The organism is Brenneria populi, assembly GCF_036016195.1.
GTDB classification, from domain to species: domain Bacteria; phylum Pseudomonadota; class Gammaproteobacteria; order Enterobacterales; family Enterobacteriaceae; genus Brenneria; species Brenneria populi.
In genome coordinates, this window is record NZ_JAYWTM010000001.1 from 276,223 (window position 1) to 301,633 (window position 25,411).

26 protein-coding genes are annotated in these 25,411 nt (G+C 56.8%); 10 read left to right on the forward strand and 16 right to left on the reverse strand.

Going from position 1 to position 25,411, the window contains the following annotated elements:
- Positions 1–420 precede the first annotated feature (420 nt).
- The 4 genes from VSX58_RS01285 to VSX58_RS01300 all read left to right on the forward strand — a co-directional run bounded on the left by VSX58_RS01285 (position 421) and on the right by VSX58_RS01300 (position 3,767).
- Entirely contained in the window at positions 421–1,032 is a 612-nt protein-coding gene (locus tag VSX58_RS01285; RefSeq protein ID WP_327616451.1) for a succinate dehydrogenase/fumarate reductase iron-sulfur subunit, read from the forward strand.
- Positions 953–1,759, forward strand: a complete 807-nt coding sequence (locus VSX58_RS01290) for a fumarate hydratase (RefSeq protein ID WP_327616452.1) — start codon at positions 953–955, stop codon at positions 1,757–1,759. Before VSX58_RS01285 ends, VSX58_RS01290 begins: the two co-directional genes overlap by 80 nt.
- Positions 1,735–2,415, forward strand: coding sequence for a fumarate hydratase C-terminal domain-containing protein (locus VSX58_RS01295; protein ID WP_327616453.1), 681 nt, complete (start codon positions 1,735–1,737; stop codon positions 2,413–2,415). Before VSX58_RS01290 ends, VSX58_RS01295 begins: the two co-directional genes overlap by 25 nt.
- Positions 2,416–2,852: 437 nt before the next feature.
- A complete protein-coding gene (locus VSX58_RS01300; protein WP_327616454.1) occupies positions 2,853–3,767 on the forward strand; it encodes a LysR family transcriptional regulator in 915 nt (304 codons plus the stop codon).
- A 39-nt stretch (positions 3,768–3,806) separates the two neighbouring features.
- Here the strand turns inward: VSX58_RS01300 and phnP are convergent, their stop codons facing one another.
- The 12 genes from phnP to VSX58_RS01360 all read right to left on the reverse strand — a co-directional run bounded on the left by phnP (position 3,807) and on the right by VSX58_RS01360 (position 13,960).
- Complete coding sequence (gene phnP, locus VSX58_RS01305; RefSeq protein WP_327616455.1) at positions 3,807–4,571, reverse strand: phosphonate metabolism protein PhnP; 765 nt, start codon at positions 4,569–4,571, stop codon at positions 3,807–3,809.
- Entirely contained in the window at positions 4,564–5,145 is a 582-nt protein-coding gene (phnN, locus tag VSX58_RS01310) for a ribose 1,5-bisphosphokinase (RefSeq protein WP_327616456.1), read from the reverse strand. The genes phnP and phnN overlap by 8 nt, the downstream gene beginning before the upstream one ends.
- The gene (gene phnM / locus VSX58_RS01315; protein WP_327616457.1) at positions 5,145–6,281 is read right to left on the reverse strand and encodes an alpha-D-ribose 1-methylphosphonate 5-triphosphate diphosphatase; all 1,137 of its coding nucleotides are present in this window, start codon (positions 6,279–6,281) and stop codon (positions 5,145–5,147) included. Before phnM ends, phnN begins: the two co-directional genes overlap by 1 nt.
- Positions 6,268–7,002: a phosphonate C-P lyase system protein PhnL gene (phnL, locus tag VSX58_RS01320; RefSeq protein WP_327616458.1), complete on the reverse strand. Its 735-nt coding sequence runs from the start codon at positions 7,000–7,002 to the stop codon at positions 6,268–6,270. The genes phnM and phnL overlap by 14 nt, the downstream gene beginning before the upstream one ends.
- Positions 7,003–7,052: 50 nt before the next feature.
- Positions 7,053–7,841, reverse strand: a complete 789-nt coding sequence (gene phnK / locus VSX58_RS01325; RefSeq protein ID WP_327616459.1) for a phosphonate C-P lyase system protein PhnK — start codon at positions 7,839–7,841, stop codon at positions 7,053–7,055.
- A complete protein-coding gene (locus VSX58_RS01330; protein WP_327616460.1) occupies positions 7,838–8,689 on the reverse strand; it encodes an alpha-D-ribose 1-methylphosphonate 5-phosphate C-P-lyase PhnJ in 852 nt (283 codons plus the stop codon). The genes phnK and VSX58_RS01330 overlap by 4 nt, the downstream gene beginning before the upstream one ends.
- Entirely contained in the window at positions 8,682–9,767 is a 1,086-nt protein-coding gene (locus tag VSX58_RS01335; protein WP_327616461.1) for a carbon-phosphorus lyase complex subunit PhnI, read from the reverse strand. Before VSX58_RS01335 ends, VSX58_RS01330 begins: the two co-directional genes overlap by 8 nt.
- The gene (gene phnH / locus VSX58_RS01340; RefSeq protein ID WP_327616462.1) at positions 9,767–10,351 is read right to left on the reverse strand and encodes a phosphonate C-P lyase system protein PhnH; all 585 of its coding nucleotides are present in this window, start codon (positions 10,349–10,351) and stop codon (positions 9,767–9,769) included. The genes VSX58_RS01335 and phnH overlap by 1 nt, the downstream gene beginning before the upstream one ends.
- Positions 10,351–10,806, reverse strand: coding sequence for a phosphonate C-P lyase system protein PhnG (gene phnG / locus VSX58_RS01345; protein WP_327616463.1), 456 nt, complete (start codon positions 10,804–10,806; stop codon positions 10,351–10,353). Before phnG ends, phnH begins: the two co-directional genes overlap by 1 nt.
- Before the next feature lie 121 nt (positions 10,807–10,927).
- Entirely contained in the window at positions 10,928–12,076 is a 1,149-nt protein-coding gene (gene aepY / locus VSX58_RS01350; RefSeq protein ID WP_327616464.1) for a phosphonopyruvate decarboxylase, read from the reverse strand.
- A 54-nt stretch (positions 12,077–12,130) separates the two neighbouring features.
- The gene (gene aepX / locus VSX58_RS01355) at positions 12,131–13,042 is read right to left on the reverse strand and encodes a phosphoenolpyruvate mutase (protein ID WP_327616465.1); all 912 of its coding nucleotides are present in this window, start codon (positions 13,040–13,042) and stop codon (positions 12,131–12,133) included.
- Positions 13,043–13,075: 33 nt separating this feature from the next.
- On the reverse strand, positions 13,076–13,960 hold the full coding sequence (locus VSX58_RS01360) for an NAD(P)-dependent oxidoreductase (RefSeq protein WP_327616466.1): 885 nt from the start codon (positions 13,958–13,960) through the stop codon (positions 13,076–13,078).
- A 643-nt stretch (positions 13,961–14,603) separates the two neighbouring features.
- Between VSX58_RS01360 and VSX58_RS01365 the strand changes: the two genes are divergently transcribed.
- The 6 genes from VSX58_RS01365 to VSX58_RS01390 are packed head-to-tail and all read left to right on the forward strand — an operon-like array spanning position 14,604 to position 21,176.
- Positions 14,604–15,821 carry a M20 family metallopeptidase gene (locus VSX58_RS01365; RefSeq protein WP_327616467.1) on the forward strand — a complete coding sequence of 406 codons (1,218 nt, stop codon included), beginning with the start codon at positions 14,604–14,606 and terminating at the stop codon, positions 15,819–15,821.
- 39 nt (positions 15,822–15,860) lie between these two features.
- On the forward strand, positions 15,861–17,423 hold the full coding sequence (locus tag VSX58_RS01370; RefSeq protein WP_327616468.1) for an ABC transporter substrate-binding protein: 1,563 nt from the start codon (positions 15,861–15,863) through the stop codon (positions 17,421–17,423).
- Positions 17,424–17,435: 12 nt separating this feature from the next.
- Positions 17,436–18,392, forward strand: coding sequence for an ABC transporter permease (locus VSX58_RS01375; RefSeq protein ID WP_327616469.1), 957 nt, complete (start codon positions 17,436–17,438; stop codon positions 18,390–18,392).
- Positions 18,389–19,252 carry an ABC transporter permease gene (locus VSX58_RS01380; RefSeq protein ID WP_327614534.1) on the forward strand — a complete coding sequence of 288 codons (864 nt, stop codon included), beginning with the start codon at positions 18,389–18,391 and terminating at the stop codon, positions 19,250–19,252. Before VSX58_RS01375 ends, VSX58_RS01380 begins: the two co-directional genes overlap by 4 nt.
- Positions 19,249–20,253 carry an ABC transporter ATP-binding protein gene (locus tag VSX58_RS01385; protein WP_327616470.1) on the forward strand — a complete coding sequence of 335 codons (1,005 nt, stop codon included), beginning with the start codon at positions 19,249–19,251 and terminating at the stop codon, positions 20,251–20,253. Before VSX58_RS01380 ends, VSX58_RS01385 begins: the two co-directional genes overlap by 4 nt.
- Positions 20,250–21,176 carry an ATP-binding cassette domain-containing protein gene (locus VSX58_RS01390; protein WP_327616471.1) on the forward strand — a complete coding sequence of 309 codons (927 nt, stop codon included), beginning with the start codon at positions 20,250–20,252 and terminating at the stop codon, positions 21,174–21,176. The genes VSX58_RS01385 and VSX58_RS01390 overlap by 4 nt, the downstream gene beginning before the upstream one ends.
- A gap of 4 nt (positions 21,177–21,180) precedes the next feature.
- On the opposite strand, the gene VSX58_RS01395 is transcribed toward VSX58_RS01390, so the two are convergent.
- The 4 genes from VSX58_RS01395 to VSX58_RS01410 are packed head-to-tail and all read right to left on the reverse strand — an operon-like array spanning position 21,181 to position 25,234.
- Positions 21,181–22,260, reverse strand: coding sequence for an NAD/NADP octopine/nopaline dehydrogenase family protein (locus VSX58_RS01395; protein ID WP_327616472.1), 1,080 nt, complete (start codon positions 22,258–22,260; stop codon positions 21,181–21,183).
- Between the two features lie 48 nt (positions 22,261–22,308).
- Positions 22,309–23,790: a tripartite tricarboxylate transporter permease gene (locus VSX58_RS01400; RefSeq protein WP_327616473.1), complete on the reverse strand. Its 1,482-nt coding sequence runs from the start codon at positions 23,788–23,790 to the stop codon at positions 22,309–22,311.
- Positions 23,787–24,266, reverse strand: a complete 480-nt coding sequence (locus tag VSX58_RS01405; protein ID WP_327616474.1) for a tripartite tricarboxylate transporter TctB family protein — start codon at positions 24,264–24,266, stop codon at positions 23,787–23,789. Before VSX58_RS01405 ends, VSX58_RS01400 begins: the two co-directional genes overlap by 4 nt.
- Positions 24,257–25,234: a tripartite tricarboxylate transporter substrate binding protein gene (locus VSX58_RS01410; protein WP_327616475.1), complete on the reverse strand. Its 978-nt coding sequence runs from the start codon at positions 25,232–25,234 to the stop codon at positions 24,257–24,259. The genes VSX58_RS01405 and VSX58_RS01410 overlap by 10 nt, the downstream gene beginning before the upstream one ends.
- Positions 25,235–25,411 lie beyond the last annotated feature (177 nt).

The following is a 25,411-nucleotide window of genomic DNA, read 5'->3' on the forward strand; positions in this document are numbered from 1 at the left end:
AAGCGCATCGTTTTTTTTGATAAAGCGCATTTTGTAATAAGCTATGTATAATTGTTATTTCATTGCGCGCAGCGGATTGCCGCCGGGCGTCGCTGATGATGCGATTCGCCGGCAGATGGCGCGGCGCGGGCGATCTGCTTTTTATCTTTTGCGAATTTTGGTTTTGCTTATCCATAATTGATTGTTTGGCTCAGTAGCCATGATAATTATAGTGGTATTGCCAATGTCTTTTATCTCTCCATTCTTGTAAGTTTGGCGAATTTTATTTATCGCCGGAGAATTATTATTAATGTTGTTCGCGCCGATAATTGGGCGAGGATGATCGCCGCCGGCGGTGGCCGTTTGACATTTTATATTAAAAACCATCGCCTGATTTAACGCGGCGGCAATATTGAATTAAAAATAAATGGTTAACAAAAAATGGTTAGCGAAGAAAGAATATTGCGGGTAAAAATCGCGCGCGGCGAGCCGGGGATTAAGTATGCCGTTTATTCGGTCCCCCGGCGGGATAATCAAACGGTGCTCGATGTGGTTACGGAAATCCAGCAGCGGCAGGATCCCACGCTCTCTTACCGTTTTTCATGCCGGGTCGGCGTGTGCGGCTCTTGCGCGCTGATGGTCAACGGCAGACCGCGCTGGGCCTGCCGCACGCACGTCGGACGCGTGGCCGATGATAAAGGCGAGCTGGTGCTTGAGCCGTTGCGCAATCTGCCGCCCGTCAAGGATCTGGTGGTGGATATGCGCGAGTTTTTTATCAAATGGCGGCAGGCGGGCGGCGAATTCAGCGCCGGTCGCGGCAGGCAGCGGGAGCCGGCGCGCATCGATCCGCTGGACGCCCGCCGCCGCCTCGCCAGCGAGGCGATCGAGTGCATCAACTGCGGCATTTGCTATGCCGCCTGCGACGCGGTGGCCTGGGACGAGCGGCGCGCTGTCGCGTTTCGTGCTGGATACGATGATGGAAAACTGGCGCGCCGCCGGAGAAGACCGCCGGCCGATGTGCGCCGACACCGGGCTGCCGCGCTATTACATTAAGTGGGGTAATAATGCCGCCGTCGACGCCGGTTTCGTCGGCGTGGAGCGCGCGCTGCGCCGCGCCACCGCGCGCGCGACCCGGGATATTCCCCTGCGCCCCAATCGCGTGCATCCGCTGTGGCGTACCGAGTTCAACAACAACGTCGGCATCAATGCGCCGGAAATCGACTGGTCGTTTGAGCCGGGTGCCGATTGGCTGGATATTACCACCGTGCACAAGGGCGGGCTGTTCGGCACTGATTACCGCATGCTGTTTCCCGGTGACGGCCTTGACGGCATTAAACGCTTCGCGCTGGATACGCTGATTGCGTTCGGCAAGCGCGGACTGGCCTGTCAGCCGGCTATCGTCGGCATCGGCATCGGCGGTTCGAAGGATACCTGCATGCAGCTCGGCAAGCAGGCCGCCTGCCTGCGGGTGGTGGGCGATCGCCATCCCGACGCGCGCATCGCGGCGCTGGAGCTGGAAATTATGGCGCTGGGCAATGCGCTCGGCATCGGCGCCATGGGGCTGGAAGGGCGTTCGATGGTGGCGGATTGCCATATCGAAGTGGGCTACACCCATACCGGCGGCATGCCGGTCAGCCTGCACACCTTTTGCCTCGCTTCCCGCCGCGCCACGGCGCGCATCCATGCCGACGGTTCGGTCAGCTATCGTACCGACCCTGTTTGGTTCACCCCTTATCTGCGCCGGGAGAGTGTGGAATGGCCGGAAAATTTGACGAATTGAAAGTGGTTGAGCTGACGCTGCCGGTATCCGCCCGGAACCTGGCTAGGCTGGAAATCGGTACGGTGGTGTATCTTAGCGGCAATATTTACACCGCCCGCGAAGGCGTCTATCGCATGGTGTTGGACGAAGGGCGGCCGTTGCCGGTAGATTTACGCGCGCTCAGCCTGGTGAATTTCCACTGCTCGCCGGCCGCAGCGCCGGACGGCGTCGGCGGTTACCAGGTGGGCGCCGTTACCGCGACCGCCAGTTTCCGCTTTGCCCGCTGGATGGCAAGCTGGCTGTCGCTGACCGGCAGCAATATCGTGCTCGGCAAGGGCGGCATGCCGGCGGAGCAGTACCGGCAGGCGCTGGTTCCTGCGGGGGCGATCTACCTGACCACGGTGGGCTACGGCACCGGCGCGCTGCTGGGAAGGGGCATCCGGCGCGTTATCGATGTTCACTGGCTGGAGGATCTGGGCATCGCTCAGGCGATGTGGCTATTTGAAACGGCGCGCTTCGGCCCGTTTATCGTCGAAAGCGATCTGCATGGCAACTCCCTGTTTGAACAGCATAATCGAATCATCAATGCCGGCATTGACGCATTATATCAGGGGCTGAAGCCGCCGACGCTGCATCGTTACGGCGAAACCGACGATCGCCGGCGGGAGTTGATGTGAAAAGCGGCGAAGCGCCGTAACCCGCCGGTCATCTTCGGGATAGCGTTCAGCGTCCCCGGTCGGCGCCGTCTTTACGCAAGCAGGCCATACACATCGCCATCCTGACGACCATATCGCCGGGCGGACGGCCATGCGGGAAAAACCGAGCAGATTATTGGGGCGCGACAGAGAAAAAGGGTTTTCTATGCTGGAAGCCGTTATATTAGCTCAGCCTGAGAAACGTTCGATAGTTTCTTAATCGATAGGTATTTTCTTTATTTATTTTTTAAGATATGTTGATGCCTGTGGAATTCATTTACTAAAAGGTTAGTTTGTTAATAATTATATTTTCGGTATGCCGATTTTATTTTTTTAAGAGTGTTCTTATTTGAGTTTTTCATTAATTGTAGATATTAGTTTGGCATGGGATAATGAATTTATTAGGACGATGTTTTTTTATGGAACGATTGAGAATGCCACCGCTATATGCATTAAAAGCTTTTGAAGCCGCCTCCCGGCACTTATCATTTACGCAGGCGGCGAATGAGTTGTCGATTACGCAAAGCGCTATTAGTAAGCATATTCATACGCTTGAAAGCTTTTTTGGCCGCAGATTATTTAAACGTATGGGGCCTAAAGTTATATTAACCCATGAGGGGGAATGTTTTGCCAAAGAAATTCAACCGATTTTTACATCGCTATGCGTTGCATGCAAAAATTTTTCCAGCGAAAGCGATAAGTTGCATATCAAAGCGCCGATAACCTTTTCGTTGCGCTGGCTTATTGCGATACTAAATAAATTTCACAGCGAAAAAAAACATCCCCGTGTAAAAATAGATAATAACAGTATTAATTCTAATGTTGTTGATTTTAATATAGATAGTTATGACGGCGCCATTCAGTTCGGCAAAGGGGATTTTCCTGGGGTCTCGGGAGCCACCCGGTTGCTTGACGAGTGGCTTATCCCGGTTTGCTCACCTGATTTTTTATCGAAAAAGGATATAAAAAATACCGGCGTCGATCTGTTATATTCTATCTTCCAAGAAAATAACTGGTTTAATTGGTGTGAAAAGGCTCATAGAGAAGAAAGAGTAAAAATTGTTAATAGATATGAATTCTATACAATAGAATCTGCCATTAGCGCTGCTGTTCAGGGGTTTGGGATCGCTACCGTCGATATCAATATGGTGAGAAGGGAAATCGAAAATGGCACTCTGGTTTTTCCCTTCAATGTCGTCGTCAGAACAGGGTATGCTTATTATTTTGTTTGGCCTGAAAAAAGCGCAAATAATAGAAGCATCTCTTTACTGAATGATTACATAAAAAAATCACTTATTGAGTGGCAAGCTGAGGGGGTGAAATATATCGGATGAATAATCCCACTCTCCTTTAATGGTCCTGTTTTAGGAGGGTTAGATAAAATAAATCACCTGATTATCTTGCGCGACCTCTATGCTTTCCGGCAGCTTATTCAGCATTAACCATTCATCAAGCGTGTGATCGATATGGGTTAGCAACATTCTTTGCGGATGCAGGGAGCGGTATAATTCGATTACCTCGTTTATATGGTTATGATTTTTCCCTGCGCCGGGCGGATAGGTGCAATCGATAATCAGGCAGTTGATCTTTTGACCGCATAAATAATGACAGGTATTTTCCGGCAGCCCCTTGGTGTCGGTAAGGTAGGCCACCCTGATGTCCCGCCAGGCGATAAGATAACCGTAAGTGAGTCGGGAATGGTTAAGCTCAACGGGCGTCACCTCCATCCGCCCCATCCGGTACGCTTTGAACGGCTGTTCCAGAAAGCGGAAATCCAGTATGCCCGGATGTTTGTACAAATCGTCGCAGCCCATCGGGTCGGGCGGCGAAAATACCTGGATGGCTTCCCCTTTTCCCCAGCGTAAGGGGAAGAGTCCGTGGACATGGTCCATGTGGTAGTGCGTGAGCAGAATTCGCCGTAGCTCGTCAGGCTGAAAGCGTTGCGATAGATCGCTCAGCCCGGCATCGAGCAAGGTGAGTTCGCCTTCGCATGCGATCAAGGCGCTGCAGGGGCCGCGGCGATATTTTTTCGCTGTGCGCGCCCGCCGGCAGGCGGGGCATTGACAGCCAAAGAGGGGCGCGGCGTGAACGCCCCCGGTACCGGTAAATGTTAATGAGAACGTCGGCGAGTTACTCATAGGATGCTCCTCCTGCCGGGCTGGCGTTCGCGGCCCGATTATTTATCAATCGCCAGAAGGCGGCGGCGGTCTGCTCCAATGCGTCGGTATTGGGCAGGCGCGGGCAGTCTGCCGGCACCGCCGACTGGTAGTTTTCCGTGCGCCGCAGGCGCTCCTCAATCTGCTGGTCATTCTCTCGTCCGCGCTTTCTTAGTCGCTGTTTCAATATGTTTTGCGGAACGGTCAGGCAGATCGGAAACAGGCGCGCGCCATAGCGTTTGCTTGCTTCCGGCAAATAGGCGCGCGATCCGTTAACGACCACATCAATGTTTTTTGCCAGCCAGACGTCGACTTCAATACCGACGCCATAATGCAGTTGATGGGCTTGCCAGGCGAGGCAAAATAACCCGTGACGGCGACGAAACCAGAACTCCCGTTCGCTTAAGGCGATATGATTTTCATCGCCCGACGAGGCCGGGCGGGTGATATAGCGATGGGCGATTAACGCGTTTCCCGTATCCGATGTGCGCAGGGCGTCCAGCAGGCTGTCTTTGCCGCAACCGGAAGCGCCGATCAGATAAATCAGTCTGGCCATTAAAATACCCTCCGTCCCTGACGCCAGACGCTCTGAATATGCGGTTCGCCATTGAATTTTTTCACGAGAACCAGATCCGCGCGTTTCCCTTCGGCAATTGAACCGCGATCGTAAAGCCCCAGCGCTTCGGCCGGCGTTAATGAAGCCATGGCGGCCGCCTGCGGCAAGGTATAGGGCAGGGATTCATCACATGCCAGCGCGAAGACCGCATCCAGCAGGCTGCCTGGGTAATAGTCGGATGAGAGAATGGTAAGTACCCCCGCATGGGCCAATTGATGCGCGGATACGTTCCCGGAGTGCGATTTTCCGCGGATCACATTGGGGGCGCCCATCATTACCTGCATGCCTTTTTTATACGCCGCCTGCGCGGCTTCCAGGGTGGTGGGAAATTCAGCGATGGCAACGCCTTGCCGGGATGAGGCTTCGATATGTTCGGCCGTAGCGTCGTCGTGGCTGGATAATGTCAGCGCTTTCTGACGGCATTGCAAAGCAATGGCTTCGCGGTTGGGCTGCGACCAGCGCTTGGCGAACGCTATTTGTTGCCGGGTAAACTCATCCATCTGGCTGTCGCTGAGATGATATTTTCCCTGGTAGTAGGTGCGGTACTTTTCCGGCGAGACAAACTGTCGCTGCCCTGGCGAGTGATCCATTAATGAAACCAACAATAACTGCGGCGTATTTTTCAACTGATTGAAGAGCGGCAGCGTCGTTTCATGGGGTAACTCGCAGCGCAGATGAAGATAGTGTTCGGCCCTGTTCAGCGCGTGCTCTTGACTGTAACGGATCGCGCCGATCATCTTTTCTACATTCTCCATGCGATCGCCGCCCGCCCGCACATCGCCGATCGCCACCGCATCCAATACGGTGGTGATGCCGCTGCCGATGATGCCGGCATCGTGATTTTTCATCGCCGAAGCGGCGGGCCACCGTACGCCGGGACGCGGGGTAAAGTACCTCTCCAGATTATCGGTATGCAGTTCGACCAGTCCCGGCAGTAACCATCCTCCCTCGCCATCCAGCGCGTGCGGCAATCGACTAACGGAATCTGAGTAATGGCGAATGATCCCATGATCTATTTCGATCGAACCGAACAGCGTTTCACGTTGCGTAACGATATTTACATTATTGATAATCATGGTCTTTCCTCTTGTCTGACGCGGTGGCGGGCATAATAAAAAGATCGTCCGCCACCTGTTCGCGGATCGCTTTGTCATGGAAGATGCCAATAATGGCGCAGCCCCGCTGTTTCGCTTCCTCAATAAGCCCGACGACGGAACGGCGATTCTTGTCGTCGAGCGATGCGGTGGGTTCGTCCAGCAACAGGATGGGATAGTCGGCGATAAAGCCGCGCGCGATGTTGATGCGTTGCTGCTCGCCGCCGGAAAATGTCGATGGCGCAAGGGACCATAGGCGCGGTGAAATGCCCAATCGCGACAGCAACGCTTTGGCCTTTTCCGCGCACTCTTTTTTTTCTACGCCTTGTTCCAGCAACGGCTGCATCACGATATCCAGCGTACTTATGCGCGGAATGACGCGCAGGAACTGGCTTACCCACCCCAGCGTTTCGCGGCGGATGGCGAAAATAACGCGCGCGTCGGCCGTGACGATGTCTACCGGCCGCTGTCGGTGAGCGATCCAGATATGTCCCGCATCGGCTTGATAATTGGCGTAAAGCGAGCGCAGTAGCGTGGATTTCCCACAGCCTGAATGACCGTGCAGCGCCATGCAGCGGCCTTTTGCGACCTGCAGATTGATGTCGGATAGCACCGGCAGGCGGACGCCGTACTGGTTATGCAACACAAAGGTTTTGGACAGATGTTGTACGGTAATCTGTATTTCGGATGTTGAATGACACATCGTGTTTCTCCCTGATTGTCTGTCGCCGGCAATGCGCGCTCGGCGATCGGCTACATCAATACGGATGACGTTAGCAGTTGGGTATAAGGATGGAGCGGGTCGTCAAGCACCCGGTCGGTTAGCCCGCTTTCCACGATACGGCCCCGTTGCATGACCATTAACCGGTGCGTCAGCAGCCTTGCTACCCCCAGGTCATGGGTGACGATGATGACCGCGAGCCCCATATCCATAACCAAGTTGCGCAGTAGATCCAATAAGCGCGCCTGCACCGACACGTCGAGTCCGCTCGTGGGCTCATCCATAAAGATCAGGCGCGGAGAAGTCACCAGATTGCAGGCGATTTGCAGACGTTGCTGCATGCCGCCGGAAAAGGCGATCGGCAAATCGTCCAGCCGTTCCGTTGGAATTTCGACGCTTTCGAGCCAGTTTTCCGCCTGTTGGCGGATACGGCCGTAATGGCGCTGGCCGATGGCCATCAGGCGTTCGCCGATATTGCCGCCGGCGGAAACCCGCGGGCGCAACCCGTCAAGCGCGTGCTGATGAACGACGCCCCAGTCGCGGCGCAACAGCTGGCGGCGGCGGTTTTCGCTAATGGCGTAGACATCCAGTTCGCTATTGTCCCGATCGGCGTAGATAACCTGTCCTCGTTGCGGCGGCAGCCGGCCGGAAAGCGCATTGAGCAGGGTGCTTTTCCCCGAGCCGGACTCGCCGACGATACCCAGCACTTCACCGGGATAAAGCTGAAAATCGACGTCGCTGAATCCTTTACCCGGCGCATACAGGTGGGTCAATTCATGAACCTGCAATAGCGGACGTTGTTGTATTGGAAAGGGTTTCATAGTCCATGTTCCTCCCGCCGTTGTTGGCAATAATCCGTATCTGAACAGACGAACATCCGGTTTCCCTGGTCATCAAGCACGACTTCATCCAGAAAGCTCTCCCTGGAACCGCATAATGCGCAGGGTTCTTCCCACTGCTGTACTGAAAAGGGGTAATCTTCGAAATCCAGGCTTTTTACCGGCGTAAAGGGCGGGAGCGCATAGATGCGTTTTTCTCTTCCGGCGCCGAATAGTTGCAGCGCGGGCATCATATTCATTTTCGGGTTGTCGAATTTGGGGATCGGGGAGGGATCCATGACGTAGCGGCCATTGACTAATACCGGATAGGCGTACGTCGTGGCGATATGTCCGTGGTGAGCGATGTCCTCGTATAGTTTTACGTACATGACGCCATACTCCTCCAGTGCGTGCATTTTGCGGGTTTCCGTCTCGCGCGGTTCGATAAAACGCAGCGGTTCGGGGATCGGCACCTGATAAACGATGATCTGACCCGCGCGCAACGGGGTTTCGGGGATTCTATGCCGGGTTTGAATCAGCGTGGCTTCGCTAACCCGCGTCGTGGTGTCGATATGGGCCACGCGTTGGAAAAAATGGCGGATGGAAACCGCGTTGGTGGTATCGTCGGAGCCTTGGTCGATCACCTTCAGCGTGTCTTCGCTGCCGATTAGGCTGGCGGTCAGTTGGATGCCGCCGGTCCCCCAGCCATAAGGCATCGGCATTTCGCGTCCGGCGAAAGGAACCTGAAAACCGGGGATGGCCACGGCTTTGAGTATTGCCCGGCGGATCATGCGTTTACTTTGTTCATCCAGATAACCCATGTTGTAGCCGGTTAATTCATCATCATTCATGACGCGTCTCCTCATCGTCGCGGAGCAACTGTCTAAGCAGATCCAACTCAGACTGAAAATCGACATAGTGGGGAAGTTTCAAGTGCGAGATAAAACCGGATGCGTCTACGCTGTCGGCGTGGGAAAGCACAAATTCTTCATCCTGCGCCGGACTGGCGATCGCCTCGCCGTATTCGTCCGCCCGCAATGCCCGATCGACCAATGCCATCGACATCGCTTTGCGCTCCGCCCTGCCAAAGACCAAACCATAGCCGCGGGTAAAACAGGGACGGCCGGCGTCGGCGGATTTGATATTGTTGACCATCTCGCACTCGGTGAGCAGAATTTCGCCGATCTCGATCGCGAACCCCAACTCTTCCGGGATACAGCTCAGACTCACATAGCCGGTACGGATTTCGCCGACGAAAGGATGATTACGGCCATAGCCGCGTTGGATGGAGTAACCCAGCGCCAGTAAAAATCCCTCATCGGTTCTGACCAACTGTTGCAGTCGGGCCGAGCGGCTACACGGATAACTGATGGGATTGCGCGTGATATCATCCGGTTCGCTGCCATCGTCGCGTTCGTCGGCGATCAGGCCTTCTCTGGTCATCATGGAGAAGATGCGCGGACAGGCCGCCGCCGGGAGCGGCTCCGCCGTATTGATTTGAGGCCGCGGCGGGGGATTGTTCTCCCGCAGCAGTGTGAAATCGAGCAGGCGGTGAGTGTAATCGTAGGTCGGGCCCAGAATCTGGCCGCCGGGAAGATCTTTATAAATGGCGGAAATGCGTCTCTCCAGCCGGATGCCGGCCATATCGAGCGGCGTGCAGGCCATAAAACGAGGCAGGGTGGTATGGTAGGCCCGGAGCAGGAATATCGCCTCCACCAGATCGCCGCCGGCCTGTTTAACGGCGAGCGCCGCTAATTGCGGGTCATAGATGCCCCCTTCGTTCATGACCCGCTGTACGCCCAGCTCCAACTGCCGTTCTATCTGCCGGCAGTCGAGTTCATTATCTGTTTCGCCGCCTCTGCGCAGGCGATATTGTAAATCGTGCGCGGCGGCGATCGCTTTTTCGCCGCCTTTCACTGCAACGTACATTATTTCTCCTCCACTTTGGTGGTGCGTGGAATGGCCAGTAATTGCCGGCCGCAGGTGAAAATGAAATCCAGCCCGAGGGGAAAAGGCACGGGGCGTCGGCGCAGATAGCGGCGGACGCTTTCCGGGAGCCGTGGGCCGATCTCGCGCCGGTGTTGAATGCCTGGGCCGCTCAGGCGTAGCGGCGATGCGCCGTCGAGCGACGGGACTTCGACGATCAACGTGGCGCCGCGATGCGGCGACTCGCCGCTGCCGCAGGCAAACCGATCCAACGGCGTGGCGGAAAACGCGCCCTCGTCCAGGACGGCGAACGTCGCCTGCTCCGGCCGTTCGGCGATCGGCGCGCCGGTATGGAAACGCAGGTTGTGGATAATGAGTTCGTCGCGCAATGGCGCGGAAAGATAAAGCGGGGTATCGTTATCCGCCAGAGTAAGCAACGCGGCGCAGGTAGCCGGGCATAACGGCCGCCAGTCCGGCGCGCCGGCGAGCGAAATCGTTAGGCCGGGTTCGCTCATTGCTTGCAGCAGCAACCGAAAGGCGCGCTGGGCGTCGGCGATCGGATCGGGAAATCCGTGCAGGATTTGCATTAGTCTTCCCCCCTCACCAGAGTGAAAAAGTCGACCTGACTGGCCGCGACTTCCCGCGCCCGCCGTTGGCGTTTTGCCGTTAGCCCGGCATGCAGAGGCGCGATCAGACGCTGTTGCAGCAACGCATGATGCGCGGGTTGCTGCAACAGCGCGTCCGCCAGCGCGCTCAGTTCGGCATGTGCGCGATCGCGCCCGATAACATAGCTGTAGCCATAGCTGTCGTTATCCGCATCGGCAAGTTGGATCACCGCGCGGGTGACGGTGACATCTCCCATGAAGAAACGGCGTCCTTCGCCTCCCATCCGTCCTTGAACCTGCAACAGGCCGACCTCGGGGCCGCGGATTAGGCGATATTCGGGAGAGAGGCCGAGAGATTGCCACTGCTTCATCAATTCTGTTGCCGGACTGTGGGCCAGCACGGACATCCAGTGCTGGCGAAGGGATGTATTAATCATTAGCCTGTCCTGTCAATGTTGATGATTTTCAGCGCTCCGCACTTCCGCCCGGGGAGATGCGGGGCGACTATCGGCATAAGTCCTATTCTGAGATCATCAGTGGTGGTCGCCTATGCGTCGGTTATGCTTGCAGGAACCGCATAAAATCGGTTTTGTTTTCGCCGGGCGTTCGTTTCGGGCGTCCGAGGTCGGCGCGGTGTCCGGCGCGGCATAACACTTCAATAAAGGCGTTCTGTCGTCTGGAGAGGGCATGGGCGAGGGCGCGCGATAGCTCCTGCGGTGCGGTTACGGTTTGCGCGTGGCTATAACCGCTGGCCTTGGCGATATCCGCCAGCCGCAGATGCGCGGCCATGGTCGGCTGACCGCCCACCGAGGCGTGCGCGCCGTTATTGATGACGATATGCAGGATATTGTTTACCCGGGCGGTATTGGTTAATCCGCCGAGGTGCATCAGCATCGCGCCATCGCCATCCAGGCAAACGACCCGCCGCTGAGGATTGGCTAACGCAATGCCCAACGCGATCTGAGAGGCGTGCCCCATGCCGCCTACGGTAAGAAAGTCTTTTTCGTGGCCGCACCGTCGCCGCTCACGCAGTTCGTACAACTCTCGCGATAGCATGCCGGTGGTGCCGACGATGGGGAGGGCGGGCGGCAGCATGTCAAGGCAGCAGGACAGGATCTCTTCTCGGGTCATCACGCCTTGTTCCGCTGCGGGATTGGCGACATAGCGTTCGGACTGCGTGGGTGCAAAGGAATTCTTCCGGCACACCAGCGCCACGACGCGCTGTTCCTGTTCGGCCCGTTTAAGCAGAGAAACCACCTTCTCCGGCCAGTCATCCTGCTTACCGTCAACGACCTGGTAAGGAATATCCAGCGTTTCCAGCAATGACAGCGTGACTTGGCCCTGCTTGACGTGCTGCGGTTCGTCATGCAACTGCTCTCCGCTGCTCGTCAGTTCGCCCCGCCAGCCGATAATCAGCAACGCGGGGATGGCGTACACGCGCGTATCGGACAGCGAACAGAAAGGGTTGATTAAATTTCCCAGCCCCGAGTTTTGCAGGTAAATAGCCGGGATGCGGCCGGTGGACAGATGGTGGCCAATGGCTATTCCCATAGCGGCGCCCTCATTGCAAGCCGTAATATGGGATATGTGCTCACCGGCGGCGGAAATCGCCCGACATAACTCCTTCAATAGTGAATCTGGAACGCCGGTATAAAATTCCACTTTGTGCTTATGCAATAACTCGATAAAATCGTTTGCAACAATCATAATATTTCTCTTGAATTTTTAGGAAACGGGAAAAATAAATTCGGCGCGAGGTTATTATTTTGTTCCGGGAATCAATTCAAGAATTTCTTTTATCGGTATGCACTGGTCTTCTATTTCCAGCGTCCGGCCGTTTTTTAAAATATCATTAAGAATACTTCGCATCGCCGGATAGGAGGCTCTTAATAAATGATTAGCGTAAATAACGATATTAAAACCATAATCGGTCAGTTCATCGAAAGTGATATTGTTAAAGCTGGTCGGGACGCAGACTAACGGTATGTTAGGGGCGGATTTTTTGAATATCCTTGAGAAATCAGTGATTTCCTTTGGATCTTTTTTGCGGCTATGGATCATAATCCCATCCGCGCCGGCCTCGACATAGGTGAGCGCGCGGTCAATCGCATCGGTCATTCCTTTTTCCAGGATTAAACTCTCGACCCGGGCGATGACCATAAAATCATCGGTAAGCTGCGCTTTTTTGGCAGCCGCGATTTTCTCAGCGAAATGCGCGGGCTCATCCTGCGTTTGCTTGACGTCGGTGCCGAACAGGGAATTTTTCTTTAAACCTGTTTTGTCCTCAATAATAATGGAGGAGATGCCCATTTTCTCCGCGGCATTAATATGATAAGGCAAATGCGCTATTTGTCCCCCCGTATCGCCATCGAGAATTAGCGGTTTGGTGGTAACATCGAAAATTTCCGCAATGCCGTTGAAACGGCTATCCAGCGGCAATAATTCAATATCGGGTTTGCCGCGTACGGTTGAATCCGTCAACGAGCTTGACCAAAATGCGTCGAATTCGATGGGGCGTCCGCTCTGGTGATAAACCGCCTGTTCCACCAGCAATGCGGCCAGCGGGCTATGCGTTTCCATAACTCGAATGCTTTGTTTCTTTTCCAGCGCCGATTGCAAAGCGTGACGGCGTTTATCGGGCGTGATGCTGGTAATGTGGTTTTCGTTTTTCATGGTTCTCTCCTATTGCTTTATTTCAGCGGGAAATCATCTTTTATTACGGCTTTTGAAAAATTCTAAATAGGCGCTTTGATCAACGCGTAACCTGTTATCAGATAATGCTTGTTTATAAGCATTCACCAATTGCGGATAGAAAAAACTGCGGATATCGCTCTGTTCGAAAATCGGAGCGATCAGCAGAAGGTCTTTAACTCGCAGGTCCAAAGGGAAAGAAATTGAGCGATCGTCGAATTTATATTTATCTAATAGAACATCCATATAGACGGAGCGGCCTCTGCCCATGGGTAAGGTTTCACAAATTTTTTCTTTTTTTAATCCTATCCTTTCAGCCAGATGGATCGCTTCGGCAGCGACCGCCATATTCGTCGCTTCACAATAGTTATTAATCACTTTCATTGCCTGGGCCTGATAATTGCTATCCATCAACGAATAACGGCGACAGAGCGCCGACGCAATATCCAAAACCATCGGACGAAAACAATCCGCCACCTGGCCGATGTAAGCGATCAGCCGCCCTTGCAACGCGCCCTCCGGACCGCCGGAAACCGGGAGTTCCGTATATTCCACCGGGATTTTTCGCATCAATGCCTCAACCCGCTCGGATTCTTCCGGTCCCAATGTACTGGTGTTGATCACCAGTTTTTTCCCGGCGCCGGCGCCGTGGCGGCCGAGTAGCGGCGTAAATGTTGAAATAATACTGTCGGCGTCTTTCAGACAGGCAATGGAAATATCGCAACTATCTTTGAAAATATCTTCTATTTCGTAAGCGGGCGTCGCGCCGTCGTTAATTAAATGATCAATTTTGCTTTTTGTCCGGTTGAATACCGAAACGGAATAGCCTTGATTAAGTAATCTTTTAATTAATGCGCTGCCTAATAATCCAGCGCCGACTACATTAATTTTTGGTCTCATAATAATCAACCTGATTTATGGTGTTAAGATGATGTTTTTGAGCGAAGGTCTACATTATAAATACAAAAATACCGCGTTTTTTTATAAAAAATCGTTGTATTCGTCCAACGTCAAGTTGGATATTCGTTGGCTTTATTATTCGCCTCATGGGCTTAACCTTCAGATGCGTTTAAATTTTTTATCTATTGCGTTCTCTAAAGTGTTCTTCATCGGTTCGTGGCAATCACAATATGCGTTTTTATTTTTAATAAAAAATGGAAAATAGTATTTTGAATAAATACTTTTACTCATACTTATATACTCAAAATAATTCGAGTTGCAGGCAAGCCAACGCACCTGCAGCTTGAAGTATGAAGGGTATAACCGTTATTCGGATCCGTTGGATAAATCAAAGGTATAGGCCGTAGTCCGCTCGCTATACCGCTGCGGCGAAACCGACGCTCGCGGCCGGAAACCGATGTCACCGCGCGGTCGGCAAGCGCCGTGCAAAAAAGCGAATGATTTCGAGTGTATCTGCGCGCCGGAAAACGGCCGCAGTCTTAATCAAAAAATGCATATAGAAAGCAAAAATCGATTCTTTTAATTATTAAGCGCGCCGCGTTAACTAGGTGTTTCTGTTTTATAACAACCTGGTGACATCAATATGAGCGTAGCGGCGTTATTTTCGCAATTGGAAGAGAGCATCGAAAAACACAGCGAGGAATATATCGCGGTTTCCAGGGATATTCACGCCCACCCGGAGACGGGGAATAATGAGTATTATGCCAATAAGTTGCTTACCTCGCTGCTGACGAAAAATCAGTTTCAGGTCACGTCGAACGTGGCGGGGCATGAAACCGCCTTTTATGCGTTGAAAGAGAGCGGCAAGCCCGGCCCGACCATCGCTTTTCTGGCGGAGTACGATGCGCTGATCGATATCGGCCATGCCTGCGGCCACAATATTATCGGCGTCACCAGCGTGGCGGCGGCGATAGCGCTGGCGGAAGTCATTAGCGTCACCGGCGGACGGGTGGTGGTGTTGGGCACGCCGGCCGAAGAGGGCGGGCTGCGCGGCAAAGGCGGGCCGAATGGCAACGTGAAAGCGCGTTTCGTCGAGCACGGTTTCCTCAAGGACGTGGATGTCGCGCTGATGGTTCATCCGTCCGGAAAAACGCGGCTGACCGGGCCTTCGCTGGCGAATAACCATCTCTATTTCCACTTTTACGGCAAGCCTTCCCACGCCGGCAGTTCACCCCATAAAGGGGTGAATGCGCTGGATGCGCTGGTGCTGCTGTATAACGGCATTAGCGTCTTGCGCCAGCAACTGCCCGACGGCGTGCGGGTACACGGCATCATCACCAACGGCGGTCAGGCGCCGAACGTCATCCCCGAATACGCCTCGGCGCATTACTACATTCGCGCCAAAACCCGCGAAGAGGTGGTAGCGCTGGAGCCGCGTATTCGCGCTATCGCCGAAGGGGCGGCGTTGGCGACCGGCGCGACGGTGAAGATTGAGCATCAGGTCGGGCCGCGCGATTTTAATATTAATCATCGGCTGAATGCGCTGCTGCTGGAGGAGTTCGCCGCGGCGGGGGAAAGCGTCGATCGCACGGACCGGCAAGGTATCGGTTCCACGGACGCCGGCGATATCAGCCATGCGGTTCCCACCGCGCATCCCACCATCAAGATCGGCCCGGACGATCTTATCGGCCACACGGTACCGTTTCGTGAGGCGGCCAACTCTCCGCTTGGCTATACGGCGCTGCTTACCGGGGCGAAGGTGCTGGCGCGCAGCGGGCTGCGCCTGCTGACGGATGCCCGCCTGTTGCAGGAAGTCAAAGAAGAATTCGCTAGTCGTGACGCTGTCACTAACGCCGCCTGAATCCGTTTGTCGTTACAACAATAAGGGAGTCTCCCATCAATGAAGTTGTTGACTTTTCCGGCCGCGGCGTTGCTGCTGGCGGCCAGTTTACCCTGGGGAATCACGCAGGCCGCTACCGTCGATCGCGAGGCCGCTCTGAATATCGCTTACGGCAAACGGCCGGGCACCCTCGATCCTTACCTGACCACCAACAGCGCCACCACCGACGTGGTGCGCCATATTTTTGAACAGCTGTTCACCATTAACGACCGGTTTGAACCGGTACCGGAACTGGTGAAAAGCTATACGCTCAGCGATGACCGTAAAACCTACACCTTTACCCTGCGTGACGGGATCCGTTTCCACGATGGTCAGCCGCTGACGGCGGATGACGTGGTGGCGTCGATGAATCGCTGGCTGGCGGTATCGACGCAGGGCAAGGCCAATCTGCCCGGCGCGCAGTTCAGCAAGGTCGACGACGGCACCGTGCGGTTAACGGTGCAAACGCCGTCGCTGATTACGCTGAATGTGCTGGCCGATTTGAAAAACCTGGCCGCCATTATGCCCAAGCGGCTGATCGAGGAGGCGAACGCCAGCAAAAAGCCGGTCAGCCAGCTGATCGGCACCGGCCCCTATAAACTGGCGGAGTTCAAACAGGGCGAGTATCTGCACCTCACCCGCTATGACGGCTATGTTTCCCGCAGCGAACCGGCAAACGGCCTGTCGGGACAGAAGAGAGCGGACGTCAAGGATATCTGGTTCCGCTATATCACCGATGAGTCCACGCGGCTGGCCGGGGCGTTGACCGGCGAATATGACGTCGTTTTCGACCTGCCGAAAGATAATATCGACGCGCTTGAACATGCGCGCGATGTCGAACTGTACCGGCCTGCGGCGGGCGGTTCGCTGATCACCTATCTGTTCAATAAGAACCGCGGACCGTTCGCCGAGGTGAAGCTGCGCCAGGCGTTCAATCTGGCGCTGGATGTGCATCAGACGCTGCTGGCCGGCTACAGCGATACGCGCTTTTTCAAAGAGGATTCCTCTCTCGGTTTTCCCGAGCAGGTGGACTGGTACAGCGAAGCCGGCAAGCCTTACTGGAACCAGCATAAGCTGGACGAGGCGCGCCGGCTGGTGAAGGCGTCCGGTTATAACGGCGAGGAGGTGGTGATTATCGCCACTAAAGAGTACGCCGAGCTCTATAACCTGGCGATTGTGGCGCAGCAGGTGCTGAAACAGATCGGCGTGAAATCCCGGCTCGACGTCTATGATTGGGCCACGGTGCTGCAGCGGCGTCAGGATCCGAACAATTTCGATCTGTGCGCGCTGGAATTCTCCATGCGTCAGGTGCTGCACCAGTATCCGTTTCTCGACTCGCGCGCCAAATTTCCCGGCCTGAGCAATAGCCCGGAAATTGATGACACGCTGGACGCCATTAAACAGGCGCCGTCGCTGAAAGCGGCCCGGCCGCTGGTGGATAAGCTGCACTTACAGACCTGGACCTACCTGCCGGTTATCGTGCTGGGACGCACCACGCCGGACGCGGTGGCGATAAAACGCAACGTCCACGGCTATTACGACCTGATCGGGCCGGTGCTATGGAACGTCGGCGTCACGAAGTAAGCGGAGCAACGCATGGGCTGGTATATTTTCCATCGCTTACTGGCGCTGCTGCCGGTGCTGTTTGTGGTCTCGGTGGTGGTGTTCTGCCTGGTGCATCTGGCGCCGGGCGACCCGGTGCTGGTGATTCTGGGCGATGACGCCAACCCGGACGATATCGCCGCGCTGCGCCGGCAAATGGGGCTGGATAAGCCGCTGTTGGCGCAGTTTTTTATCTGGTTCGGCGCGGTGTTGAGCGGCGATCTCGGCCACTCCCTGTTGATGAACGCCAGCGTGCTGTCGCTGTTTCTCCAGCACCTGCAGCCGACGCTGGCGCTGGCGGTTTACGCGCAGGGCATCGCACTGCTGCTCGGCCTGGGCGGCGGCGTTATCAGCGCCTGGCGGCATGACCGGCTGGCGGACCGTCTGATCATGGGGCTGGCGACGCTGGGGATGTCGATCCCCGGTTTTCTGCTCGGCCTGTTTATGATTTTCTTTTTCGCCGTGCGGCTGCGCTGGTTTCCGGTGGTGGGGTACAACTCCACCCGCGGCGACGCGCTGCTCAATCTGTGGTATTTAACCCTGCCGGCGCTGGCCCTGGGGTTTCGCATCGCGGCGCTGATTGCGCGCATGACGCGCGCGGTGATGCTGGATGTCTTGCAGGAAGGTTTTATTAAAACCGCCCGCGCTAAGGGGGTGTCGGAACGGACGGTGCTGCTGCGCCATACGTTGAAAAACGGCCTGCTGCCGGTGCTGACCATCTGCGGCGAATCGTTTGGCTCGCTGGTCACCGGCGCCATTGTAATTGAGAGCGTGTTCGGCATTCCGGGTGTGGGCTCGCTGGTGGTCGACTCCATCGAGCGGCGCGATTTCACCGTTATCCAGGGCGCGGTGCTGCTTATTACCGTCAGCTATGTGTTGATTAATCTGGCGGTCGATATCCTTGGTTATCTGCTCGATCCCCGCCTTTCCGTCACCGGGAAACCGTCATGAAAAAATTGTTCGGCCAGCGGCAGTTGGTCGTCGGCTGCGCGCTGCTGCTGATTATCGTGCTGTTCTCGCTGTGCGGCAGCGCCGCCGCTCCGTTCGACCCCTATGCCATCAGCCCGTTGAGCCGGCTTAAGCCGCCCGGCGCGGTTCACTGGTTCGGCACCGATAACTTCGGCCGCGATCTGTTCGTCCGCGTGGCGCTGGCGGTGCGTATTTCGCTCTCCGTCGGCGTGGCGACGGCGCTGGCGGCGGGCGTCATCGGCATGGCGATAGGGTTGCTGTGCGCCTGGTATCGCTGGCTGGATCTGGTGCTGATGCGCATCTGCGACGGGCTGTTCGCTTTTCCGTCGCTGCTGCTGGCCATCGCCATCGTCGGCATTCTGGGACCGAATATGGCGAACGTAGTGCTGGCGCTGTCGCTGGTGTACGTCCCTTCCGTGGCGCGCGTTATCCGCTCCGCGGCGCTGGTGATCAAAGAGAAGAATTATATCGAGGCCTTGCGCGCGCAGGGGGCGAGCGGCGCGCGCATTATCTGGCTGCACCTGTTGCCGAATGTGTTTTCGCCGTTGATCGTGCAGGTGAGCTGGATTTTCTCGGTCGCCATTCTTACCGAAGCGGCGTTGAGTTTTCTCGGCTCCGGTATTCCGGCGCCGATGCCCAGTTTGGGCAACCTGCTGCTGGAAGGAAAAAAAGTGATTTTCACCGCCTGGTGGATGACCTTTTTTCCCGGCATCGCCATCGTGCTATTGATTCTGGCGCTGAATATCGTCGGCGACGCGCTGCGCGACGGCGCCGACCGGGGACGTCAGCCCTTAACGCGCCAGCTGTCGCGCCAACTGAATAATGAGACGCCGGAGAGATGAAGCGAAACGAACAAGCGGAAACGCTGCTTAGCGTTAACGGGCTACGGGTAAAATTCGCCGCCGGGCAGGGCGTGGTGTCGCCGGTGCGCGGCGTCTCGTTCGAGGTAGGCCGTCACGAGACCCTGGGGATTATCGGCGAGTCGGGCTGCGGCAAAAGCGTAACGGCCCAGGCGCTGATGGGGCTGCTGCCGCCGCGCTACAGCCGCGTTGCCGGCGAGATGACTTTTAACGGCGAAACGCTGCGCGATCTGTCGCCCGGCGCGCTGCGGCGCTGGCGCGGCAGCCGGTTGGCGATGATTTTTCAGGATCCGCTTTCCAGCCTGAATCCGGTGTTTACCGTGGGTTTTCAGATTGAAGAGAGCTTGATCCTGCACGGCGCTTTGACGCGCGGGCAGCGCCGGGAAGAGGTGCTGGCGCTGTTGCGCCAGGTCGGCATCGACGACGCCCGCCGCTGTGCGGCCGCCTATCCGCATGAAATCTCCGGCGGTATGCGCCAGCGCGTGATGATTGCGATGGCGATCGCCAGCCGCCCCGCGCTGTTGATTGCCGATGAGCCGACCACCGCGCTGGATGTCACCATTCAGGCGCAAATCCTGACGCTGTTGGAAAAAGTAAAAGCGGAGAACGGGATGGGCATCATCCTGATTACCCACGATCTGTCGGTGGTGGCGCAACTGTGCCAGCGCGTGCTGGTGATGTATCTCGGCGAGGTGGTGGAAGAGACGGACGTCGTCAGCCTGTTCGATAACCCGCTGCATCCTTATACCCGCGCGCTGTTGCAGGCGGTCCCCGGACTGGACGGCGAACGCAAGGTTGATCTGCCGGAGATCCGCGGTACGGTGCCGGCTCTGTCCGTCTCCATCGCCGGCTGCGGTTTCGCCGATCGTTGTCCTTATGCGCAGGCGCGTTGCCGCGAGCGGCGTCCAGAATTGCGCGCCCTGGCGCGGCAACCCCATCGAGTGCGCTGCTGGCGTGCGGAAGAGATAGGTGACCAGAGATGAATACGCCATTGCTGAGGGTAAGCCATCTGAGCAAAACTTTTCAGGCGAAGGGGTGGCGCGGCGAGCGCTGCGCCGCCGTCAAAGATGTCAGTTTCCATATTTCGTCCGGCGAGACCTATGCGCTGGTGGGCGAGTCGGGCAGCGGCAAAAGCACCACCGGACGCAGCCTGCTCGGCCTGACCGCCGCATCCGGCGGCGAAGTGCTCTTCGCCGGTCAATCTTTGCTGACGTTCGATAACCGGCGATGGCGCGAGGTGCGTAAGGATATCCAGATGATTTTTCAGGATCCGCTGTCGTCGCTCGACCCGAAACGCTCCGTCGGCTACAGCATCGAAGAGCCGCTGATTATTCACGGCGTGCGCGACGTCCGCCGGCGCAGGGAGCGGGTCGGGCAGATACTCGCCCGCGTCGGATTCAGCCCGGAGGATGCCAAACGCTATCCTCATGAGTTTTCCGGTGGCCAGCGTCAGCGTATCGGCATCGCCCGCGCGTTAATCCTTGAACCGAAGCTGATTATCTGCGATGAACCGGTTTCGGCGCTCGATGTCTCCATCCAATCGCAGATTCTGAATTTGCTGATGCGGCTGCAGCGCGAGCAGGGGCTGGCCTATCTGTTTATCGCCCACGATCTCAGCGTGGTGCGCCATATCGCCGACCGCGTGGGCGTGATGTCGCGCGGGACGCTCGTCGAGGAGGCCACCGTCCCCGAGTTGTTCGCCCAACCTCAGCACCCCTATACCCGCTACCTGCTGCGGTCGATCCCGCCGGCGCATCCGCGGCTGAAAAACCAGGCGCGCGAATTGCCGTGTACCCCGCGCCCGTCGGGATGCGCGTTCCGCGACGGTAAAACCTGCAATCGCCATCCGGATCAGTATTACTGGTTAACGCCTACCCACCGGGTACGGTGCTGTCCGGATAGCTGATTCTTCACCGATAGCCGGAACAAATAACCTGATCAAACTCGTTCAGCGACATCGCCTCCAATCCCAGCTCCGGCAGAATATTATTCTCATGACGTAAATCTCTTTTCCATATTGCCGCCGCCACGTTAATCACCGAGGAGTGCAGGGTCAGATTGATTCCCGCTTTCTGCGCTATCGCTTCGGCAAACGCCAGTCCATAGGGCGTATCTTCCAGAATAAAACGCGTATCCATGCTGATCGGCCCGGCCGGGCCGCCGCGACGGCGGTGCAGTTCGGTCGCAATATCCGCCAGTTCGCGTTGCGGAACATTGAACGACTGCTGAAAATGTTCTTCGATACTGTGCAACTGTAGGCCGAACCTGCGCGCCAGCGTCTGACGTTCCTGCTCCAGCGAGGAAATCAAATTGGCGACTCCCGGCGTCAGATAATGATATTGCGGCCAGCTTTCCTCTCTTTCAATGCGCGTGATGTTGCACAGCGCCAGCCCCAGATGGGCGATGGGATTGATATTGATCAGCGATGTCGCCAATGTGTTGCGCTGAACCAGAAAGCGGCGGCCGAACAGCGTCGTACACAGGGCGATGGCGCGCGCATTGTCCTGCATCGGCAGCGTGGCGACATGGACGAATTTTCTTGCCGCCATGATGGCGACTTCACAGCCGTTCGCCTGACGGCGCGCGGTGAGCGCGGTGGTGCCCCAGGTGATAATCGGCGCAGCAATATAGCGCGCGGCCAGCCGCCTGGACAGGTACAGCGCGCTCAGCGAACAGGCGCTGTTGATGATAATCGGCAGTTCGTCGCGCATATGGGGCGTCAGGGCGTCAATCACCGTTTTGTGCGCGTATCCCGGCACGCAGATGAAAATGACGTCCGCGTGGTTCACCGCATAGGCGATATCCGTCGTGACGTCCGGCCGACACTCGCCGCTGATGACGCCGGTAAAAGAGAGTCGGTTATCGTTGGCCTGCAATGGGGCAAGATCTTGCGCGACGGGCGACCAGAGAATCGGCCGATGCCCGGCGTCGGATATCCAGGCGGTGGTGGCAAAGCCGATATTGCCGCCACCCAGAATGGCTACATTCATGATGATTCCTTTGTTTTTTCTGCCGGCGGCGTTAACCGGCCGGCAGCGTTATTTTTTTCGACGGTAGCGCCAGAAGGGCGTGAACAGGATGAACGCCGTTAGCAGGATCAACAGCAGGGACAAGGGGGAGTCGGCCAGCGTCGCCGGATTGCCGTTGCCCAGCGTTAACGCCAGATTGAGCTGGGTTTCCGCTATCGGCCCCAGCATCACGCCGAGAATGATCGGCGCGCTCGGGTAGTCGAGCTTTTCCATGAAGTAAGCGACGATGCCGATGCCGAAAAACAGGTAAAGATCGAATTGGGCGTTGTTGATCGCATAAATGCCGACGGTAATAAACAGCATGATAACCGGCGCCAGCAGAATCGCCGGCAGCCGCAGCGCCTGACCAAAAATCCGCGTGGCGGTCAACCCGCCGACCACGGCCAGCAACAGGGCGGACAGCAGCATTTGCAGCATAAAGCCGTAAACCACGTCCGGATGTTCCTGAAATAGCTGCGGGCCGGGGCGTAAGCCCTGCACCAGCAAGCCGCCCAGAATGACCGCCGCGACGCCGGAACCGGGAATGCCCAGCGTTAAGGCGGGAATCAGCGATGAAGCGTTATCCGCGCCGTTTCCCGCTTCCGAGGCCGCCACCCCTTTCGGATTCCCTTTCCCGAAGCTGTCGGGATCGTCGTCGCGCCGTTTGGCGTCGTTATAGGCGAGGTAGCAGGACATGCTGCCGCCCGCGCCGGGCAGGATGCCGATCACAATGCCGATAAACGAACTGCGCAGCCAGATCGGCATAAACTGTCGCCACTGCGCCAGCACGGAGCCCTGACGCTTCAGCTTTAACAGATGGCCGGAGAGACCGGCGGCGGAGGCGTGTTCAAACATATGGATGACCGGCGGGAAGGCGAACAGCGCGGTCAGCAATACCACCAGATCCAGCCCTTCGGCCAACTCCAGCAGGCCGAAGGTAAAGCGTTCGTCGCCGGTGGAGATATCCTGCCCGATGGTGCCGATCGCCAGTCCCAGCAGGGCGGCGATCGCGCCCTTGAGAAAGTCATCGCCCAGCAGCGAGGTGACGGTGGCCAGACCGAGCAGAGAGACCCAGAAGTAGTCCGCCGGCGAGAAAAACAGACCGATCTTCGCCAGTCCCGGCGCAAACAGGATCAGGGCGATGGCGGACAGCACGCTGCCGATCACGCCGGAAATAACCGCCACCTGTAATGCATAGGCGGCCTTGCCCTGACGCGTCATGGCATAGCCGTCCAGTACGGTGGCGACCGACGCGGGTGTTCCCGGAATACGCAGCAGAATCGCCGGAATGGCGCCTCCGTAGCTGCCGCCGTTATACATACCGGCCATCATGCCCAGCGCGAAGAGGGGATCGACGCCGAACGTCAGGGGAATGAGAACGGCGATCCCGGTGGTGACGGTCAGACCGGGCAGCGCGCCGACCATCAGTCCCGAGACGGTTCCCAGCAGAACCGCCAGCAGATTGGACGGCGCCAGCACATGCGGCAGGGCGCTGAGCAGGGCCTCGATCATAACGCGCGCTCCAGCAGGGATTCGACAATACCCGGCGGCAGCGGCCGGTCCAGCAGGATGCGAAACACCGCCACAATCAACAGCAGGGAGCCCGTTACGCTGGCGCAAATCGGCCACAGACGCCGATACCCCGCCAGTAGCGGCAGCGTGACGCCAAACAGCAGGCTGGCGGCGATATAACCGATCGCATTCATCAGCAGAATATAGGCGGCGACCATCAGGAAGCCGATCGCCACCCTGAGCGGCGCGTCCAGCAGTCGTCGCGGCGCGCCGTTTTCATGCGTCCGTCGTCGATAGAGCCGGATCGCCTGAGCCAGACCGCCGAGCGCCAGCAGCATCGCCAGCGCGCGCGGGAAGATCGCGCTGCTCGGGCTGTATGCCGCCGCGCCGACGTAGATGCCCGCGGCGATCGCTATCCACAGCAGGGCGAAAAAAAACTCGGTATGCCAGCGGGATGGGTTCAATTTCAGCGCCATGGCGTGATTTTCCAGGTTTCGGCCAAATCGCCGTTAACACGCTGAATCAGTTTGCCGTAGCCCTGCGCGTCCAGATAATTCAACGGGATTTCGGCTTTCTGCGCGGCGGCCAGATACTCAGGATCGTTGATGACGTCGTGCAGGGCTTTTTCCAGCCGAGCGACGATTTCCGGCGGCGTGCCTTTGGGCGCGGCGATGCCGCGCGACGCGCCGGCCACCAGATCGATATGCTGTTCGCGGAAGGTCGGCGCGTCTTTTAACCACGGCGAGCGCTGCTCGGCCATCACGCCCAGAATGCGTATTTGGCCTTCCCTGACCAGCGGCAGAGCTTCGCTGAGATTCATGGTCGCCGCCGGAACGTGGTTGCCCAGCACCGCCTGTCGCACGGGCGCGGTGCTGCCGAAGAACGCGGTTTTAAACCGTATGCCGGCCTGCCGGTTGAGATTAAGAATGGCGACATGTTCCGACGAACCCGCCGCGCCGGAGGTGCCGATAACCAGCTTATCCGGCGTCTGTCGAGCCGCATCAATCAATTGCGCCAGGGTTTGATAAGGGCTTTCACGGTTGACGACCAGAATGCCGGGGTCATAAACCAGATTGGCGATAGGCTGAAAGTCATCCATGGTGTATTTCGCCTTGCCTTCCACCACCAGCGCATTGGTTGCCGGGGGATTGATCATGCCGATGGTGTAGCCGTCCGGTTTGGCGCGCGCCAGCGCCGTCCAGCCGATTTCCCCGCCGGCGCCGGGTTTATTAATCACCGCGACGCTGGCGTTTTTCGCCAGATGCTTTTCGAGATAGTGGGCGACCGAGCGGGCGGCGATATCCGTACCGCCGCCGGGCGCAAAGGCCACCAGCATTTGTATCGGTTTCTCCGGATATTCGGCCAGCGCGCCGCCGGAAAATAATGCGCCGGATACAACCAGTCCAATTACGGCTTTATTAAGGTATTGATGTTCTATTTTCATTATTACCCTCGCAATAAATATCTTTATTTTAATGGTGCTGCGGTTATTGAATGAAAGTCCTCCGCCCGCTACGGCGTTATTACGACGTGCGGAGGCCTTCCGGTTGGAATAAAAATAAAATTTATTTCTGTCGTTTATTTTAAAATCGCAGAAACGGAGATTGAATATGATCCGTTA

Excerpts from the sequence above, each read along its gene's own strand:
- phnM (WP_327616457.1), bottom strand. The coding sequence starts at position 6,281 with ATGATTATCAATAATGTAAATATCGTTACGCAACGTGAAACGCTGTTC.
- phnH (WP_327616462.1), bottom strand. The coding sequence starts at position 10,351 with ATGCAAATCCTGCACGGATTTCCCGATCCGATCGCCGACGCCCAGCGC.
- phnP (WP_327616455.1), bottom strand. The coding sequence starts at position 4,571 with ATGAGTAACTCGCCGACGTTCTCATTAACATTTACCGGTACCGGGGGC.
- VSX58_RS01295 (WP_327616453.1), top strand. The coding sequence starts at position 1,735 with ATGGCCGGAAAATTTGACGAATTGAAAGTGGTTGAGCTGACGCTGCCG.
- VSX58_RS01300 (WP_327616454.1), top strand. The coding sequence starts at position 2,853 with ATGGAACGATTGAGAATGCCACCGCTATATGCATTAAAAGCTTTTGAA.
- VSX58_RS01375 (WP_327616469.1), top strand. The coding sequence starts at position 17,436 with ATGGGCTGGTATATTTTCCATCGCTTACTGGCGCTGCTGCCGGTGCTG.
- phnL (WP_327616458.1), bottom strand. The coding sequence starts at position 7,002 with ATGTGTCATTCAACATCCGAAATACAGATTACCGTACAACATCTGTCC.
- aepX (WP_327616465.1), bottom strand. The coding sequence starts at position 13,042 with ATGAAAAACGAAAACCACATTACCAGCATCACGCCCGATAAACGCCGT.
- VSX58_RS01395 (WP_327616472.1), bottom strand. The coding sequence starts at position 22,260 with ATGAATGTAGCCATTCTGGGTGGCGGCAATATCGGCTTTGCCACCACC.
- VSX58_RS01285 (WP_327616451.1), top strand. The coding sequence starts at position 421 with ATGGTTAGCGAAGAAAGAATATTGCGGGTAAAAATCGCGCGCGGCGAG.
- VSX58_RS01385 (WP_327616470.1), top strand. The coding sequence starts at position 19,249 with ATGAAGCGAAACGAACAAGCGGAAACGCTGCTTAGCGTTAACGGGCTA.
- VSX58_RS01290 (WP_327616452.1), top strand. The coding sequence starts at position 953 with ATGATGGAAAACTGGCGCGCCGCCGGAGAAGACCGCCGGCCGATGTGC.
- VSX58_RS01410 (WP_327616475.1), bottom strand. The coding sequence starts at position 25,234 with ATGAAAATAGAACATCAATACCTTAATAAAGCCGTAATTGGACTGGTT.
- VSX58_RS01380 (WP_327614534.1), top strand. The coding sequence starts at position 18,389 with ATGAAAAAATTGTTCGGCCAGCGGCAGTTGGTCGTCGGCTGCGCGCTG.
- VSX58_RS01400 (WP_327616473.1), bottom strand. The coding sequence starts at position 23,790 with ATGATCGAGGCCCTGCTCAGCGCCCTGCCGCATGTGCTGGCGCCGTCC.
- VSX58_RS01405 (WP_327616474.1), bottom strand. The coding sequence starts at position 24,266 with ATGGCGCTGAAATTGAACCCATCCCGCTGGCATACCGAGTTTTTTTTC.
- VSX58_RS01360 (WP_327616466.1), bottom strand. The coding sequence starts at position 13,960 with ATGAGACCAAAAATTAATGTAGTCGGCGCTGGATTATTAGGCAGCGCA.
- aepY (WP_327616464.1), bottom strand. The coding sequence starts at position 12,076 with ATGATTGTTGCAAACGATTTTATCGAGTTATTGCATAAGCACAAAGTG.
- phnG (WP_327616463.1), bottom strand. The coding sequence starts at position 10,806 with ATGATTAATACATCCCTTCGCCAGCACTGGATGTCCGTGCTGGCCCAC.
- phnK (WP_327616459.1), bottom strand. The coding sequence starts at position 7,841 with ATGAAACCCTTTCCAATACAACAACGTCCGCTATTGCAGGTTCATGAA.
- VSX58_RS01365 (WP_327616467.1), top strand. The coding sequence starts at position 14,604 with ATGAGCGTAGCGGCGTTATTTTCGCAATTGGAAGAGAGCATCGAAAAA.
- phnN (WP_327616456.1), bottom strand. The coding sequence starts at position 5,145 with ATGGCCAGACTGATTTATCTGATCGGCGCTTCCGGTTGCGGCAAAGAC.
- VSX58_RS01390 (WP_327616471.1), top strand. The coding sequence starts at position 20,250 with ATGAATACGCCATTGCTGAGGGTAAGCCATCTGAGCAAAACTTTTCAG.
- VSX58_RS01335 (WP_327616461.1), bottom strand. The coding sequence starts at position 9,767 with ATGTACGTTGCAGTGAAAGGCGGCGAAAAAGCGATCGCCGCCGCGCAC.
- VSX58_RS01370 (WP_327616468.1), top strand. The coding sequence starts at position 15,861 with ATGAAGTTGTTGACTTTTCCGGCCGCGGCGTTGCTGCTGGCGGCCAGT.
- VSX58_RS01330 (WP_327616460.1), bottom strand. The coding sequence starts at position 8,689 with ATGAATGATGATGAATTAACCGGCTACAACATGGGTTATCTGGATGAA.